Origin of the sequence: Pseudomonas sp. Z3-8, from assembly GCF_051131975.1 — a bacterium.
Classification (GTDB): domain Bacteria; phylum Pseudomonadota; class Gammaproteobacteria; order Pseudomonadales; family Pseudomonadaceae; genus Aquipseudomonas.
The window spans coordinates 4,812,043-4,827,743 of record NZ_CP071643.1; the positions used below are offsets into that span (position 1 = coordinate 4,812,043).

The following is a 15,701-nucleotide window of genomic DNA, read 5'->3' on the forward strand; positions in this document are numbered from 1 at the left end:
CACCTGCGCAAGTTATCCAGCGCTAATCAAACTCAACAGTTAAGAGAACGCCAGAATTGACGACTGAACAGAACGAACCTGTCGACGGCCAGGCCCATGCCGCCCAACAGCGCCAGCGCGCCAGCCAGTTGGCCCAGGCGATCCGTACCGAACTGCACAAGGCGGTGGTCGGCCAGGCTGCGGTGGTCGACGATGTGCTCACGGCGTTGATCGCTGGCGGGCATGTGCTGCTCGAAGGCGTTCCCGGGTTGGGCAAGACGTTGCTGGTGCGCGCGCTCGCGCGCTGTTTCAGTGGCGAGTTCGCGCGCATCCAGTTCACGCCCGACCTGATGCCCAGCGACGTCACCGGCCATGCGGTGTACGACTTGCAGACCGAGCAGTTCAAGTTGCGCAAGGGTCCGGTTTTCACCAACCTCCTGCTGGCCGACGAGATCAACCGCGCGCCGGCAAAAACCCAGGCGGCGCTGCTCGAGGCCATGCAGGAACGCCAGGTCACCCTGGAAGGCCGCGCCCTGCCGATCGCCCAACCGTTCATGGTGCTGGCGACCCAGAACCCCATCGAACAGGAAGGCACTTACCCGCTGCCGGAAGCCGAGCTCGACCGCTTCATGCTCAAGGTCCGCATGGACTATCCCGATGCCGACCAGGAACTGGACATGGTCCGCCAGGTCAGCCGCTCGACCCGGGCCGACATGCTTGACGTGCAACCGTTGCGCACGGTGCTGCAAGCCAAGGATGTGCAGGCGTTGCAGCGCATCGCCAGTGACCTGCCGATGGACGATCAGGTGCTCGACTACGCCGTCCGCCTGGCCCGCGCCACTCGCAGCTGGCCGGGGCTGACGCTGGGCGCCGGGCCGCGCGCCTCGATCGCGCTGGTACGCTGCGCAAGGGCCCGGGCGCTGCTGCGCGGTGGCGAATTCGTGGTTCCGGACGACATCAAGGGCTGCGCCCTGGCCGTGCTGCGCCATCGCGTAAGGCTGGCGCCGGAGCTGGACATCGAGGGGCTCTCGGTGGACCAGGTGCTGGGGCAGTTGCTCGATCAAGTCTCGGCGCCGCGGCTGTGAAAAATCGCGCGGCAAGGATGCGCCCATGAAACCCTCGCGCCTGTTGCTCATCTGGCTCGCGATCCTGCTGGCTGTCGGGATCGTGCTAGGCACATTGCGAGCGCTGGGCATCGCGGTGCCGTCGACACTCCTGTCGATCAACTGGGGGATGCTGCTGGCCTTGCTGGCCTTGGCGCTGCTCGATGCCGTGCGGCTGCGGCGCCTGCCCTCGCCCCGCGTACAGCGACACATGCCGGGCAGCCTGGCACTGGGCCGATGGGGCGAAGTGCGCCTGCAGATCAGCCATGATTTTGCCCAGCCGATGCCGGTCCAGGTGTTCGATCACGTACCCGATGGCCTCGACTTCGACGACCTGCCCTTGTCGGTCGAACTTCAACCCGGCCAACGCAGCCAGCTCGGCTACCGCTTGCGCCCGCTCAAGCGCGGTCATTTCATTTTCAGCCACTGCGAGATCAGCCTGCCCAGCCCGCTGGGGTTGTGGTCCGGCAAACGCCTGTTGGAGGCGCTCGACAACACTCGCGTCTACCCGGATTTCGCCAGGCTCTATGACGGCCAGCTATTGGCCGTCGACAACTGGCTGAGCCAGCTCGGCATACGCCAGCGGCAGCGCCGTGGCCAGGGCCAGGAATTTCATCAGTTGCGCGAGTTCCGCGAGGGCGACAGCCTGCGCCAGATCGACTGGAAGGCCACCGCCCGCCACCGTACGCCGATCGCCCGTGAGTACGAAGACGAACGCGACCAACAGATTATCTTCATGCTCGACTGCGGCCGGCGCATGCGCAGCCAGGACGACGAGCTGGCGCACTTCGATCACGCTCTCAATGCCTGCCTGTTGCTCAGCTATACCGCGTTGCGCCAGGGCGACGCCGTCGGCCTGTATACCTTCGCCGGTGAGCGACCTCGCTACCTCGCGCCGGTCAAAGGCAGCGGCCAGCTCAACGTCTTGCTCAACGCCGTCTATGACCTGGACAGCAGCCAGCATCCCGCCGATTACCAGGCCGCGGTCAATCAACTGCTGGCCCGGCAAAAACGCCGGGCCCTGGTGGTGTTGGTGACCAACCTGCGGGATGAGGACGACGAGGAACTGCTGGCTGCCGTCAAGCGCCTGGGCCAGCAGCACCGGGTGCTGGTCGCCAGCCTGCGCGAAGAGGCACTCGACCGGTTGCGCCAGGCGCCGGTACAAACCCAGCCCGAAGCCTTGGCCTATTGCGGGACGGTGGATTACATGAACACCCGCGCCGGACTCCATCTGCGGTTGGCGGCCCATGGCATCCCGACCCTGGATTCGCGCCCCGGCGAGCTAGGGGCGGATCTGGTGAGCCAATACCTGGCATGGAAAAAAGCCGGAACCGCATAGACCCTGCGCAGGAGTCGGTTACTCAAGCCGAGGCGGGCAACGGATAAAAACAGAAATATTGCTGCAACGCGCTAACCAGCGACCCGTACTCCGGCGGCGCCCATTGCAGGCTGAAACCGGCATCGAAATGCTGCGGCGTCACGTCTTCATGACACCACAGGCACTTGGCCTTCAACCGGATCTCTTGCTGTGATCCGTCGTCGGCGGGGATTTTCAGGTACAGATCAAAGCTTGCGCCAATCATCAACGGCAATTGACTGATCAACATCAGGCCACTTTCAGAGACGTTGCCCAGAAAACCGATCGGTTTGTCGTTGAGGCCGTTGAATACCTCAAGAAAACAAGCCAGCTGATGCCGTTCAATACGGCGCTCTTTGTACATGTTCTGTATCGCTTTTTTAATGGACGCTCACGGCCCAATCGAACACTTCGGAACGAACCCAAGCGAGCCCGCTCTCCCTGATCCCCGTGCCAGACGCCAGCAAGCGTCCAGGATCATCGGCTACAGGCGTCACAATGGCTATTAGAGCTCAAGCTCTAATAGCCATGTGTACAACTATAGCGCAGGTTCCGGTGACGGCCAGTCCGGATGCGATCCCCATCATGATGCCGCGACGGCGCTTGGCCGAGGGCTTGGATGCAAGGTCGCTCAGAACGCCGTCGGGCGGATGGCCGAGGTGCTACGGGTGGGGTAATGCCCAAGGCTCTGCAAGGTTTCGAGCCGGGCGCGGGCACGATAGGCATACTCGCTGTTCGGGTATTGCGTAAGGATGAACTGGTACGTCTGCGCCGCATCGACGAACAGCTTTTGCCGCTCCAGGCATTGACCACGCATCATCGAGACTTCCGGCTGCATGTAACGGCGGGCACGGCTGGCGCGGTCGACCTTGGACAGTTCAAGCATCACTTGCTCGCAATTGCCGCGCTCGTAGGCCTTGTAGGCCAGGTTCATGTGGTGGTTCATCGACCAACGGGTGCAGCCCGTGATGCTCAGGGCCAAGGCAATAAAAAGCACGAATCGCATGGGGAGGTTCTCCTGTCTTGAGCTCTTTATCGACCTGGCGCGAAAAATCTTCAATCGACCAGTTCTTGTGGCGAGGGAGCTTGCTCCCGCTGGGCCGGTCCGACGCTTCGGGCGCAGCGGCCCCAAGATTTTGCGGTCGCTACGCAACCGAGCGGGAGCAAGCTCCCTCGCCACAAAAGCGATGTTCGGCTTTAGGAATTAACGGCGCAGAAATTTTCAGGAATGTTCATTTCGAAAAAGAAACGAATAAGTAGTGCACATGAACAATGACTACACCCAAAGACCATAGTAGCCTTCGCTGGCGCTTGAACTTGAGGAGTCCTGCATGTCCGTCCGTCGCACCAAAATCGTCGCTACCCTTGGCCCGGCCAGTAACTCGCCGGAAGTTCTCGAACAGCTGATTCTGGCTGGCCTGGACGTTGCCCGCCTGAACTTCTCCCACGGCACCCCCGACGAGCACAAGGCTCGTGCCAAGCTGGTGCGCGACCTGGCCGCCAAGCATGGCCGCTTCGTCGCCCTGCTGGGTGACCTGCAAGGCCCGAAGATCCGCATTGCCAAATTCGCCAACAAGCGCATCGAGCTGAAGATCGGTGACAAGTTCACCTTTTCCACCAGCCATCCATTGACCGAGGGTAACCAGCAAGTCGTCGGTATCGACTACCCGGACCTGGTCAAGGACTGCGGCGTGGGCGACGAGCTGCTGCTCGACGACGGCCGCGTGGTGATGCGCGTCGAGACCGCCACCGCCACCGAACTGAACTGCGTCGTGACCATCGGCGGCCCGCTGTCGGACCACAAGGGTATCAACCGTCGCGGCGGCGGCCTGACCGCTCCGGCCCTGACCGATAAAGACAAGGCCGATATCAAGCTGGCCGCGGAAATGGAAGTCGACTACCTGGCGGTGTCCTTCCCGCGCGACGCGGCGGACATGGAATATGCCCGTCAATTGCGCGACGAGGCCGGCGGTACCGCCTGGCTGGTAGCCAAGATCGAACGCGCCGAAGCCGTGGCCGACGATGAAACCCTCGATGGCCTGATCAAGGCGTCCGACGCCGTGATGGTGGCCCGTGGCGACCTCGGCGTGGAAATCGGCGATGCCGAACTGGTAGGCATCCAGAAGAAGATCATCCTGCACGCACGCCGCCACAACAAAGCGGTGATCGTTGCGACCCAGATGATGGAGTCGATGATCCAGAACCCGATGCCGACCCGCGCCGAAGTGTCCGACGTAGCCAACGCCGTGCTCGACTACACCGACGCCGTGATGCTCTCGGCCGAAAGCGCCGCCGGCCTCTACCCGCTCGAAGCGGTGCAGGCCATGGCACGTATCTGCATCGGCGCTGAAAAGCACCCGACCGGCAAGACCTCCAGCCACCGCATCGGCAAGACCTTCGAGCGCTGCGACGAGAGCATCGCCCTGGCGACCATGTACACCGCCAACCACTTCCCGGGCGTAAAGGCGATCATCGCCCTGACCGAAAGTGGCTACACGCCGTTGATCATGTCGCGCATCCGCTCCTCCGTGCCGATCTATGCGTTCTCTCCCCGCACCGCGAAACCCAGGCCCGTGCCGCCATGTTCCGTGGCGTCTACACCGTGCCGTTCGACCCGGCTGCCCTGCAACCGGGCGAAGTCAGCCAGGCGGCGGTGGATGAATTGGTCAAGCGTGGCGTGGTGCAGACCGGCGACTGGGTCATCCTGACCAAGGGCGACAGCTACCACACCATCGGCGGCACCAATGGGATGAAGATCCTGCACGTCGGCGACCCGATGGTTTGATGACCGGTTGCTGAAAACAAAAGCCCCGCCATGTGAATGGCGGGGCTTTTTGGTTTCTGGCTTTGGGGATGTAATGTCTGGGCTGAGGCCTTCGCGAGCAGGCTCGCTCCCACAGGGGCTTGCGCACGCCGCAAATCCCACTGTGGGAGCGAGCCTGCTCGCGAAGGCGGTCTGTCAGCCGCCATCCTCCCGGGTCAGAAACACATCCGCCAGCAACTGATTACGCGGCAGCCCCGCCAGGTACAAACGCTTGGCAAACGCCTCGACCCGGTCCGGATGACCGCACACCAGGGCCTGGGTCTGGCGTGAAGCCAGGTGCAGTTGCGCGAGCGCCGCTGGCGCCTCGGCTGCGGTCAATAGCTCGACGTTCAGGTTGGAGTGTTTGGCCGCCAGTGCCTTCAGAGGTTTGTCCAGGTAATGCCCGGCCTCATCATGGGCCACGTGAATCAGCCGAATCGTGCCTTGGTGCTGCTGACGCAGGGCTTCACGGAGGATGCCGAACAGCGGTGCCAGGCCGGTGCCAGCGGCCAGCAGCCAGAGCGGCCGATCGTGCCAGTCGGCGTCGTAATGCAGCGCGCCGCCGCGCAGTTCGCCGAGGCGGATCGGGTCTCCGGTGCTCAGTTGTCGCGCCGCGTCGACGAATTGGCCGGGCTCGCGACAATCGAGGTGAAACTCCAGGAAACGATCATCTTCGGGCAGGCTCGCCAGGGAGTACGGCCGGGCCACGTCACCGACCCACAACACCAGATGTTGCCCGGCTCGATAACGCAGTGGTCGTTGCGGGCTGATGCGCAGGCGTAGCACGTCAGCCCCCAGCCAATCCACCGCGTCCACCGCGGCGGCCTGGCCGTCGCGCTGCGGATCAAAGGTGTGGATCTGCACGTCTTCGATTACCTGGCACTGGCATGCCAGGCGCCAGCCGTTATCTCGCTGCGCCGGGCTCAGGGCGTCGGGACGGCTGTCACGCACATCCCCCTTCACACATTGCACCAGGCAGGCATGGCAACTGCCGGCACGGCAGCTATAGGGCACCGGCACGCCGCCGTGGTTAAGCGCGTCCAGCAGGTTGCCGCCAGCCGCCACCGTCCATTGCCGGTCGGCGACTTTCAGTTCAGGCATCGACGTTCTCCCAGGCGGCGGCGCAACGGTTGCGACCGTCCCGCTTGGCACGGTACAAGGCCTGGTCGGCGCGCTGCAAGGCGCTGTCCAGGTCATCGCCGATTTCCAGCATGGTCATCCCCACCGACAAACTGAGGTTGCCCACCGGCAGATCGACCAATCGAACCTCGGTGAACGCCAGCCGGAGTCGCTCGCAACAGGCCGTCAGGCGCGCGGGATCGCAAGCGGGGAGCAGCATGACAAACTCCTCGCCACCGTAACGGGCCAGCACATCGCCCTCGCGCAGGCACGCCGTGGCGACAGCGGCGAAAGCCTGCAACACCTGGTCGCCCGCGGCATGGCCATGCAGGTCGTTGATGCGTTTGAAATGGTCGAGGTCGATCAAGGCCAGGCCATGGGCGACGCCGGGCCTGAGGGTATTGAGCTCGCGGCCGGCCAGGCGCAGGAAGTGCCGGCGGTTGAACAGGCCGGTCAGTTCATCGGTGGCCACCAGGTCTTCGAGCTGGCGCATCATGCCGCGCAATGTGTCCTGGTGCGCCTGCAAGGCAAACCGACGCTGGCGCATGCGTTGGCGCGAGGTCTGGACGTAGCGGGCGTACAACACCAGCCACACCAGCACGATGAACAGTACGCATACCTGCAGACCGGCCAGCGTCGGATCGGGCAGGCGAAAGAAATAACCGTCCCAGAGCGTGATCCCGGTGAAGCTGATAAACACCAGCGTCGCGCAACGCACAAAGGCCCGGCGGGACAGGTGAAACAGCCCGAACAGCAGGATCAGCACATAGAACACCAGGAACACGCCCCGGGCCTGGTCCAGGTGCGCCATCATCCAGGTCTGCCAGCCCAGGCCGATCCAGACCTGTATTTCCGTGAGGCTGGGGTCGGCGAATCGCAGGTTGCGGTCGGTGATGAACAGCGTGAACAGACCGGCCTGGCACAGCACGACCAACAGGCTGCCAACAATGACGCCACGCAATGTGTCGAGGTAATGACCACTGAAAAACGCCAGCCACAACAATACCAGTGCCAGCGCATAAGTCGTGGCTGCGAGGGCAAAGCGTTTAAGCAAAAGACGTTGGATGGCGTTATGGGTCAATCGGTGACTCACCATGGGAAAGGAGACTGACAGAGGCGTCCTACGCTACAGGCCAGACGCCACTTTAGTGGCGTGTTCGGCAAATGACCATTCAATTCTGGCGCAGAAAAATGGCGTCAAAGCAATGGCCCAGATTGACGCATCTGCCAACCCCGACGCTGCCCCCCGTGGCGAGGGAGCTTGCTCCCGCTGGGCCGGTCCGACGCTTCGGGCGTAGCGGCCCCAAGATTTTGCGGTCGCTGCGCAACCGAGCGGGAGCAAGCTCCCTCGCCACGGGGTGCATTCCAGCCCTTCAACCCGCAGGTCGCCATCGCGAGCAAGCTCGCTCCCACAGGCTGCGTGCCTGCGATATACTGCCGCGCCTTTTTAGCGTCGCGCCAGCATGCCCGGCGTGCCTTGACCTGAGGTCAGCTGCAAGCCGCTAGCTCCAAGCGGCAAGTTCAGAGCAGTACGCATACTGCTTCAGCTTGCCGCTTGAAGCTTGCAGCTCGAAGCTGCCTTATAGAATGTTCCCGTCTTTAGAGAGGAGCGCGACTCATGACCGTGATCAAGCAAGATGACCTGATACAGAGCGTCGCCGACGCCTTGCAGTTCATTTCCTATTACCACCCCGTGGATTTCATCCAGGCGATGCACGAGGCCTACCTGCGCGAAGAATCGCCGGCGGCCCGTGATTCCATGGCGCAGATCCTGATCAACTCGCGCATGTGCGCCACCGGCCATCGGCCGATCTGCCAGGACACCGGCATCGTGACCGTGTTCGTGCGCGTGGGCATGGACGTGCGTTGGGATGGCGCGACCATGGGCCTGGACGACATGATCAACGAGGGCGTGCGTCGCGCCTACAACCTGCCGGAAAACGTCCTGCGCGCATCGATCCTCGCCGACCCGGCAGGCGCGCGCAAGAACACCAAGGACAACACCCCGGCGGTCATCCACTACTCCATCGTCCCGGGCAACACCGTGGAAGTGGACGTGGCGGCCAAGGGCGGCGGCTCCGAGAACAAGTCGAAGATGGCCATGCTCAACCCGTCCGACTCCATCGTCGACTGGGTACTCAAGACCGTTCCGACCATGGGCGCCGGCTGGTGCCCACCGGGCATGCTCGGCATCGGCATCGGTGGCACCGCCGAGAAAGCCGCGGTGATGGCCAAGGAAGTGTTGATGGAATCCATCGACATCCACGAGCTCAAGGCCCGCGGCCCGCAGAACCGTATCGAAGAGATGCGCCTGGAGCTGTTCGAGAAGGTCAACCAACTGGGCATCGGCGCCCAGGGCCTGGGCGGCCTGACGACCGTGCTCGACGTGAAGATCATGGATTACCCGACCCACGCCGCTTCCCTGCCGGTGTGCATGATCCCCAACTGCGCCGCCACCCGTCATGCCCACTTCGTGCTCAACGGCAGCGGCCCGGCCTCGCTGGAAGCGCCACCGCTGGACGCCTACCCGGAAATCGTCTGGGAAGCCGGTCCGTCGGCGCGGCGCGTGAACCTCGACACCCTGACCCCGGAAGAAGTGCAGAGCTGGAAGCCGGGCGAAACGGTATTGCTCAACGGCAAGATGCTCACCGGTCGCGACGCGGCGCACAAGCGCATGGTCGAGATGCTGAACAAGGGTGAAACCCTGCCGGTGGACCTCAAGGGCCGCTTCATCTACTACGTTGGCCCGGTCGACCCGGTCGGCGACGAAGTGGTTGGCCCGGCCGGTCCGACCACCGCCACGCGAATGGACAAGTTCACCCGCCAGATCCTCGAGCAGACCGGCCTGTTGGGCATGATCGGCAAATCCGAGCGCGGCCCGACCGCCATCGAAGCGATCAAGGACAACAAGGCGGTCTACCTGATGGCCGTCGGCGGTGCCGCTTACCTGGTGGCCCAGGCGATCAAGAAATCCAAGGTCCTGGCCTTCGCCGAACTGGGGATGGAAGCGATCTACGAGTTCGAGGTCAAGGACATGCCGGTGACCGTTGCGGTCGACAGCAAAGGCGAGTCGGTGCACATCACCGGTCCGGCGATCTGGCAGCAGAAGATCAGCGAAAGCCTGGCGGTCGAAGTGCAGTAACAAGCGTTCCAGCCGCTGTGAGGAAGGCCGGTGAGCGACAAGCCCACCGGCCTTTTTTGTAAATACCACAATCAAAACCTGTGGGAGCGAGCCTGCTCGCGAAAGCGCTTTGTCAGTCGACATCAATGCAGAGTGTTCCACCGCTTTCGCGAGCAGGCTCGCTCCCACAAGGGATAGGGTGTGAATCGAAATACAGTGATGACCGCAGACCCAGTGTGGGAGCGAGCTTGCTCGCGATGGCGGTGGTGCAGGCCCGAAGCCGATCCAGCATGCTATCTTGCCCGCCCGACTTTCCACTGGTTTACGCCAGCATGCCGACTACCCGTACCTTGCGCCTGTCGCTGTACACCCTGCTGATTCTCACTGGCGCTGCCATCGCCGCCACCCTCGCCGTGCGTCACGCCGAACGCGCGGCCCTGGAAGAGGACGCCAGCCGTGCCAGCCAGCAACTGGCGCTGTACGCCAACTCCCTTCATACCCTGATTGAACGCTACCGTGCCCTGCCCTCCGTGCTGGCGCTGGACCCACAACTGCGCGATGCCCTGAAGGGCCCGGTCAGTGCGGCGCAACAGGATGAACTGAATCGCAAGCTGGAAAAGATCAACGGCGCCGCGCAGTCCTCCACCCTGGAATTGCTGGACCATACCGGCCTGGCCGTAGCGGCCAGCAACTGGCGGCTGCCGAGCAGCTATGTCGGTCACAATTATGGTTTTCGCCCCTATTTCATCCAGACCCGCACCCAAGGCACCGGGCGGTTTTATGCCGTGGGCGTGACCAGTGGCATCCCCGGCTATTTCCTGTCCAGCGCGGTAACCGGCGACAACGGCGAGTTCCTTGGCGCCATGGTCGTGAAGCTGGAGTTCCCGGAGCTGGAGCGCGAGTGGCGCCAGGGCAGCGATACCTTGCTGGTCAGCGATGCGCGCGGCATCATTTTCATCGCCAACCGCCCGGGCTGGCGTTATCGCCACCTGCGCCCACTGGCCGACAGCGACCGCGCCGAACTCAAGGCTACCCGTCAATACGACAAGCAACCGCTGCAGCCCCTGGCCTTCGATCCGCTGCGACGCTTCGACGACAACAGCCATCTGGCCCGGGTCGAAGCGCCCGATGGCGCGGCGGACTATCTCTGGGAATCCCTGCCGTTGACCGGCGAAGGCTGGACCTTGCATTTGTTGCGCAGGCCGCAGATCGCCTTTGAAGACCTGCGCAACGCCGGGCTCGCCGCCGCCGGGTTGTGGCTGGCGCTGGTGTTCCTGTTGCTGTTTCTCAACCAGCGCTGGCGCCTGGCAAGACTGCGTCAACGCAGCCGCGAGGAACTCGAACGGCTGGTGGAGGAACGCACGCGTGAACTGCGCACTGCCCAGGACGGCCTGGTGCAATCGGCCAAGCTCGCGGCCCTGGGGCAGATGTCGGCAGCACTGGCCCACGAGATCAACCAGCCGCTGACCGCCCAGCGCATGCAGCTGGCGACCCTGCGCCTGTTGCTCGACCATGGTCGGGTGGAGGACGCCTACAAGGCGCTCAAACCGGTGGATGACATGCTCACACGCATGGCGGCCCTCACCGGCCACCTCAAAACCTTTGCCCGCAAAAGCCCGAGCGGCCTGCGTGAGCGCCTGGACCTGGCAGCGGTGGTCGACCAGGCCCTGCAATTGCTGGAGACACGCCTGCGCGATGAACACGTCAGCACGGTGTTGCACTTGGCCCGCCCGGCCTGGGTTCGCGGCGACGCGATCCGCCTCGAACAGGTGCTGATCAACCTGCTGCGCAACGCGCTCGACGCGATGGTCGACCAACCGATCAAGCGCCTGGAAGTGCGCCTGCAGGCCGATGAGCAACTGTGGTGCCTGACGGTGAAAGACAGCGGCGGCGGGATTGCCGAAGAGCATCTGGCCCAGGTGTTCGACCCCTTTTTCACCACCAAGGCCGTCGGCGATGGCCTGGGCCTGGGCCTGGCGGTGTCGTTTGCGATCATTCATGAATCCGGCGGGCGGCTGATAGCGGGCAATCACGAAAACGGCGCGGTATTCTGCGTCACCTTGCCCATCGATCCGGAGGCGCCGTTGCATGCTTGATTCGGTCATAGTCGTCGATGACGAGAGCAGTATCCGCAGTGCCGTGGAGCAGTGGCTGAGCCTGTCCGGGTTCCGCGTGCAGTTGTTCAGCCGCGCCGAAGACTGCCTGGGGCAGTTGCCGGAGAATTTTGCCGGGGTGATCCTGAGTGACGTGCGCATGCCTGGGCTCACCGGCCTGGAACTGTTGGCCGAAGTACGCAAGCGCGACCCCGACCTGCCGGTGATCCTGTTGACCGGTCACGGCGATGTACCGATGGCGGTGGAAGCCATGCGCGACGGGGCCTACGACTTCCTGGAAAAACCCTTCAGCCCTGAAGCCCTGCTGGGCAGCCTGCGTCGCGCCCTCGATAAACGTTTCCTGGTGCTGGAGAACCGACGACTGCACGAGCAGGCCGACGCCAAGGCCCGGCTGGACACCACGCTGCTGGGCGTCTCCCGGCCTTTGCAGAACCTGCGCCGCCAGGTGCTGGACCTGGCGACCCTGCCAGTCAACGTGTTGATTCGCGGCGAAACCGGCAGTGGCAAGGAACTGGTCGCCCGCTGCCTGCATGATTTCGGCCCAAGGGCGAGCAAGCCTTTCGTGGCGCTGAACTGTGCGGCCATTCCCGAGCCGCTGTTCGAGGCCGAACTGTTCGGCCATGAAAGCGGCGCGTTCACCGGCGCCCAGGGCAAACGCATCGGCAAGCTCGAATATGCCGGTGGCGGCACGCTGTTTCTTGATGAAATCGAAAGCATGCCCCTGGCGCAACAGGCCAAGTTGCTGCGGGTTCTGCAGGAAAAGAAACTCGAGCGCCTGGGCTCCAACCAGAGCATCCCGGTGGACCTGCGCATCATTGCCGCGACCAAGCCGGACCTGTTGGACGAAGCCCGTGCCGGGCGGTTCCGCGAAGACCTGGCCTATCGGCTGAATATCGCCGAACTGCGCCTGCCGCCGCTGCGGGAACGACGCGAAGACATCCCCTTGCTGTTCGAGCATTTCGCCCACAGCGCCGCCGAACGCCTGGGCCGCCCGGCAACGCCGCTGAGCGGCCCGCAACTGAGCCATTTGCTCAGCCATGACTGGCCGGGCAACGTGCGCGAACTGGCCAACGTCGCCGAACGCCAGGTGCTGGGCCTGGATCAACTGCCCGTCGAGGATGCGGCGCCCGGCCAATCCCTGGCGGCCCGGCAGGAAGCCTTCGAAGCGCAATGCCTGCGCGCCGCCCTCGCGCGACACAAGGGCGACGTGAAAGCCGTGCTCGAAGAGCTGCAACTGCCGCGCCGTACCTTCAATGAAAAGATGCAGCGGCATGGATTAAATCGGGAGATGTTTTTGCAGGAGCGCTGATTTTTTCCGCTGCCTGCTCTGCCCTCTTCGCGAGCAGGCTCGCTCCCACAGGGTCCTGCGAATACTGAACCCATGTGGGAGCGAGCCTGCTCGCGAAGAGGCCACCCGATACATCACTTGATAAGCGGATTTCCGCCCAACCCCCTAGCCACAATAAGCGGATTTCCGCTTATATGCCGCCATAACCCCCTCTAAACCGGCCCTCCGCCACCTGGCACAGGTCCTGCTATAACCCTGGCAGGCTGCGTTCACACGCGCTCCACAAAAACAATTAAACGAAGGATCCTTCAATGGATAACTCCAACGCCCTGCCCATTGGGTCGGCTGCCGTGCCCGCCCGTGAAAGAACCACCGCCAGCCGGATCAAATCGATCTTCAGCGGCTCGGTCGGCAACATGGTCGAGTGGTACGACTGGTACGTCTATGCCGCTTTCTCGTTGTACTTCGCCAAAGCCTTCTTCCCCAAGGGCGACACCACCGCCCAACTGCTCAACACTGCCGCGATCTTCGCCGTCGGCTTCCTGATGCGCCCGATCGGCGGCTGGCTGATGGGCCTGTACGCCGACCGCGCCGGCCGTAAACGCGCGTTGATGGCCTCGGTGTACCTGATGTGCTTCGGCTCGCTGATCATCGCCCTGAGCCCGAGCTACGAAACCATCGGCGTCGGCGCGCCGATCCTGCTGGTCTTCGCCCGCTTGCTCCAAGGCTTGTCGGTGGGTGGCGAATACGGCACGTCGGCTACCTACCTGAGCGAGATGGCGACCAAGGAACGACGTGGCTTCTTCTCCAGCTTCCAGTACGTGACCCTGATCTCCGGCCAGCTCATCGCCCTCGGCGTGCTGATCGTGCTGCAGCAGGTCCTCACCACCGAGCAACTCTACGCCTGGGGCTGGCGCATCCCGTTCGCCATCGGCGCGCTGTGCGCAGTCGTGGCGCTGTACCTGCGTCGCGGCATGGAAGAAACCGAGTCGTTCACCAAGAAGGAAAAAGCCAAGGAAAGCGCGATGCGCACCTTGATGCGTCATCCCAAGGAGCTGCTGACGGTGGTCGGCCTGACCATGGGCGGTACGCTGGCGTTCTACACCTACACCACCTACATGCAGAAGTACCTGGTGAACACCGTCGGCATGAGCATCTCCGACTCCACCACCATTTCCGCCGCCACGCTGTTCCTGTTCATGTGCCTGCAACCGATCATCGGTGGGCTGTCGGACAAGATCGGTCGCCGGCCGATCCTGATTGCCTTCGGCATCCTGGGCACGTTGTTCACGGTGCCGATCCTCACCACCCTGCACACCATCCAGACCTGGTGGGGCGCGTTCTTCCTGATCATGGCCGCGCTGATCATCGTCAGCGGCTACACCTCGATCAACGCGGTGGTGAAAGCCGAGCTGTTCCCTACCGAGATCCGCGCCCTCGGCGTCGGCCTGCCGTACGCCCTGACCGTATCGATCTTCGGCGGCACCGCCGAATACATCGCGCTGTGGTTCAAGAGCATCGGCATGGAAACCGGCTATTACTGGTACGTGACAGGCTGCATCGCGGTATCGCTGCTGGTCTACATCACCATGAAAGACACCCGCAAGCACTCGCGGATCGTGACGGACTGATAGTCAAGGCGTAGCAACAGAAGGGGCTGACCTCACCGGGTTCGCCCCTTTTTCGTTCCAGGTTTTCGAGATTAATTCTCACTTAATGACCGCACTTCATTCTCATCTCCATCAAAACATTGATTGGAGCATGACCATGAAAACCCAACTCATTTTCGCCCTGACCCTCTCCTTATTGGCCACCAGCGCCTTTGCCGACGACGGCTTCGACCGCACCGGCACCGCCGCTTTTATCGCCGGCACCCATGACCGCAGCGGCTCGGCCTCTGTTGCCAGACAAGATGAAAATCGCGCCACCGAGCCGACCGTCGCAACACAGGGCTCCGACCGCGCCGATGCGGCGTCCACCAATTGATTCCCTATATAACTAAACCCTGTGGGAGCGAGCTTGCTCGCGATGACAGTGTGTCAGACAGAAATTTTTATCTGATGCGCCGCCATCGCGAGCAAGCTCGCTCCCACATGTTTTTCGGGGTGCTGACAAAACGGGCTGATCGCTGCACTATCGTCGGATTCCTTTTTAAGCACCGGACCTTCACATCTCCATGCCCGACGATATCCATTACTACGAACCCGCCAACGGTCACGGCCTGCCCCACGATCCGTTCAACGCGATCGTCGGTCCACGGCCCATTGGCTGGATTTCTTCCCAGGACGGCGAAGGTCGCCTGAACCTGGCGCCTTACAGTTTCTTCAACGCCTTTAACTACGTTCCGCCGATCATCGGTTTCTCAAGTGTCGGGCGCAAAGACAGCCTGAACAATATCGAGCAGACCGGGGAGTTCGCCTGGAACCTCGCCACCCGCCCGCTGGCCGAGCAGATGAACCAGAGCTGCGCGATGGTCGCGCCAGAGGTCGATGAGTTCGAACTGGCAGGTCTGACGACCGCCCCGTCGCGGGTAATTCAGGTACCACGCGTGGCGGAGAGCCCGGTGTCCTTCGAATGCAAGGTCACTCAGATCATTCAGCTGCAACGTGCCGACAAGGCGCTTGTACCGAGCTGGCTGATCCTCGGCGAAGTCGTCGCCGTGCATATCGCCAAATGGCTGTTGAAGGATGGGGTATACGACACTGCCGCCGCCGAGCCGATTTTGCGTGGCGGCGGACCGGCGGATTACTTCCAGCTGGGGCCGGAAGCGTTGTTCAGGATGCATCGCCCGAAGTAAATCCCCTCGCCACGAAGACA

At 63.0% G+C, this 15,701-nt stretch carries 12 protein-coding genes and 1 pseudogene; 9 read left to right on the forward strand and 4 right to left on the reverse strand.

The genetic code is table 11. The annotated features are described in order from the left end of the window. The first annotated feature begins 56 nt into the window (after window positions 1–56). On the forward strand, window positions 57–1,064 hold the full coding sequence (locus tag J3P94_RS22080; protein WP_305496452.1) for an AAA family ATPase: 1,008 nt from the start codon (window positions 57–59) through the stop codon (window positions 1,062–1,064). Between the two features lie 25 nt (window positions 1,065–1,089). Continuing rightward, entirely contained in the window at window positions 1,090–2,421 is a 1,332-nt protein-coding gene (locus J3P94_RS22085) for a DUF58 domain-containing protein (RefSeq protein WP_434569651.1), read from the forward strand. A 22-nt stretch (window positions 2,422–2,443) separates the two neighbouring features. On the opposite strand, the gene J3P94_RS22090 is transcribed toward J3P94_RS22085, so the two are convergent. Together J3P94_RS22090 and J3P94_RS22095 are read right to left on the reverse strand one after the other, a co-directional pair. Next, complete coding sequence (locus J3P94_RS22090) at window positions 2,444–2,803, reverse strand: PilZ domain-containing protein (protein ID WP_434569652.1); 360 nt, start codon at window positions 2,801–2,803, stop codon at window positions 2,444–2,446. 267 nt (window positions 2,804–3,070) lie between these two features. Continuing rightward, on the reverse strand, window positions 3,071–3,445 hold the full coding sequence (locus tag J3P94_RS22095) for a tetratricopeptide repeat protein (protein ID WP_305496455.1): 375 nt from the start codon (window positions 3,443–3,445) through the stop codon (window positions 3,071–3,073). Between the two features lie 325 nt (window positions 3,446–3,770). Between J3P94_RS22095 and pyk the strand changes: the two are divergent. After that, a pseudogene (pyk, locus tag J3P94_RS22100) lies at window positions 3,771–5,224 on the forward strand (pyruvate kinase). A gap of 174 nt (window positions 5,225–5,398) precedes the next feature. Here pyk and J3P94_RS22105 read toward each other — a convergent pair. Together J3P94_RS22105 and J3P94_RS22110 are read right to left on the reverse strand one after the other, a co-directional pair. Further along, window positions 5,399–6,343, reverse strand: a complete 945-nt coding sequence (locus J3P94_RS22105; RefSeq protein WP_434569653.1) for an iron-sulfur-binding ferredoxin reductase — start codon at window positions 6,341–6,343, stop codon at window positions 5,399–5,401. Continuing rightward, window positions 6,336–7,442, reverse strand: coding sequence for a diguanylate cyclase domain-containing protein (locus J3P94_RS22110; protein WP_434569654.1), 1,107 nt, complete (start codon window positions 7,440–7,442; stop codon window positions 6,336–6,338). Before J3P94_RS22110 ends, J3P94_RS22105 begins: the two co-directional genes overlap by 8 nt. A 537-nt stretch (window positions 7,443–7,979) precedes the next feature. On the opposite strand from J3P94_RS22110, the gene J3P94_RS22115 reads away from it, so the two are divergent. The 6 genes from J3P94_RS22115 to J3P94_RS22140 all read left to right on the forward strand — a co-directional run bounded on the left by J3P94_RS22115 (window position 7,980) and on the right by J3P94_RS22140 (window position 15,681). Further along, the gene (locus tag J3P94_RS22115) at window positions 7,980–9,503 is read left to right on the forward strand and encodes a fumarate hydratase (protein ID WP_434569655.1); all 1,524 of its coding nucleotides are present in this window, start codon (window positions 7,980–7,982) and stop codon (window positions 9,501–9,503) included. A gap of 311 nt (window positions 9,504–9,814) precedes the next feature. Continuing rightward, window positions 9,815–11,578, forward strand: a complete 1,764-nt coding sequence (locus tag J3P94_RS22120; RefSeq protein WP_434569656.1) for a sensor histidine kinase — start codon at window positions 9,815–9,817, stop codon at window positions 11,576–11,578. Continuing rightward, window positions 11,571–12,905, forward strand: a complete 1,335-nt coding sequence (locus tag J3P94_RS22125) for a sigma-54-dependent transcriptional regulator (RefSeq protein WP_434569657.1) — start codon at window positions 11,571–11,573, stop codon at window positions 12,903–12,905. Before J3P94_RS22120 ends, J3P94_RS22125 begins: the two co-directional genes overlap by 8 nt. 290 nt (window positions 12,906–13,195) lie before the next feature. Next, window positions 13,196–14,515, forward strand: a complete 1,320-nt coding sequence (locus J3P94_RS22130) for an MFS transporter (protein ID WP_305496467.1) — start codon at window positions 13,196–13,198, stop codon at window positions 14,513–14,515. A 136-nt stretch (window positions 14,516–14,651) separates the two neighbouring features. Beyond that, a complete protein-coding gene (locus J3P94_RS22135) occupies window positions 14,652–14,870 on the forward strand; it encodes a hypothetical protein (RefSeq protein WP_434569658.1) in 219 nt (72 codons plus the stop codon). Window positions 14,871–15,060: 190 nt separating this feature from the next. Beyond that, on the forward strand, window positions 15,061–15,681 hold the full coding sequence (locus tag J3P94_RS22140; protein ID WP_305496469.1) for a flavin reductase family protein: 621 nt from the start codon (window positions 15,061–15,063) through the stop codon (window positions 15,679–15,681). The last annotated feature ends 20 nt before the right edge of the window (window positions 15,682–15,701 follow it).

Coding starts and splice junctions, on each gene's coding strand:
- J3P94_RS22085 (WP_434569651.1), top strand. CDS start 1,090: ATGAAACCCTCGCGCCTGTTGCTCATCTGGCTCGCGATCCTGCTGGCT.
- J3P94_RS22090 (WP_434569652.1), bottom strand. CDS start 2,803: ATGTACAAAGAGCGCCGTATTGAACGGCATCAGCTGGCTTGTTTTCTT.
- J3P94_RS22095 (WP_305496455.1), bottom strand. CDS start 3,445: ATGCGATTCGTGCTTTTTATTGCCTTGGCCCTGAGCATCACGGGCTGC.
- J3P94_RS22105 (WP_434569653.1), bottom strand. CDS start 6,343: ATGCCTGAACTGAAAGTCGCCGACCGGCAATGGACGGTGGCGGCTGGC.
- J3P94_RS22115 (WP_434569655.1), top strand. CDS start 7,980: ATGACCGTGATCAAGCAAGATGACCTGATACAGAGCGTCGCCGACGCC.
- J3P94_RS22120 (WP_434569656.1), top strand. CDS start 9,815: ATGCCGACTACCCGTACCTTGCGCCTGTCGCTGTACACCCTGCTGATT.
- J3P94_RS22125 (WP_434569657.1), top strand. CDS start 11,571: ATGCTTGATTCGGTCATAGTCGTCGATGACGAGAGCAGTATCCGCAGT.
- J3P94_RS22130 (WP_305496467.1), top strand. CDS start 13,196: ATGGATAACTCCAACGCCCTGCCCATTGGGTCGGCTGCCGTGCCCGCC.
- J3P94_RS22135 (WP_434569658.1), top strand. CDS start 14,652: ATGAAAACCCAACTCATTTTCGCCCTGACCCTCTCCTTATTGGCCACC.
- J3P94_RS22140 (WP_305496469.1), top strand. CDS start 15,061: ATGCCCGACGATATCCATTACTACGAACCCGCCAACGGTCACGGCCTG.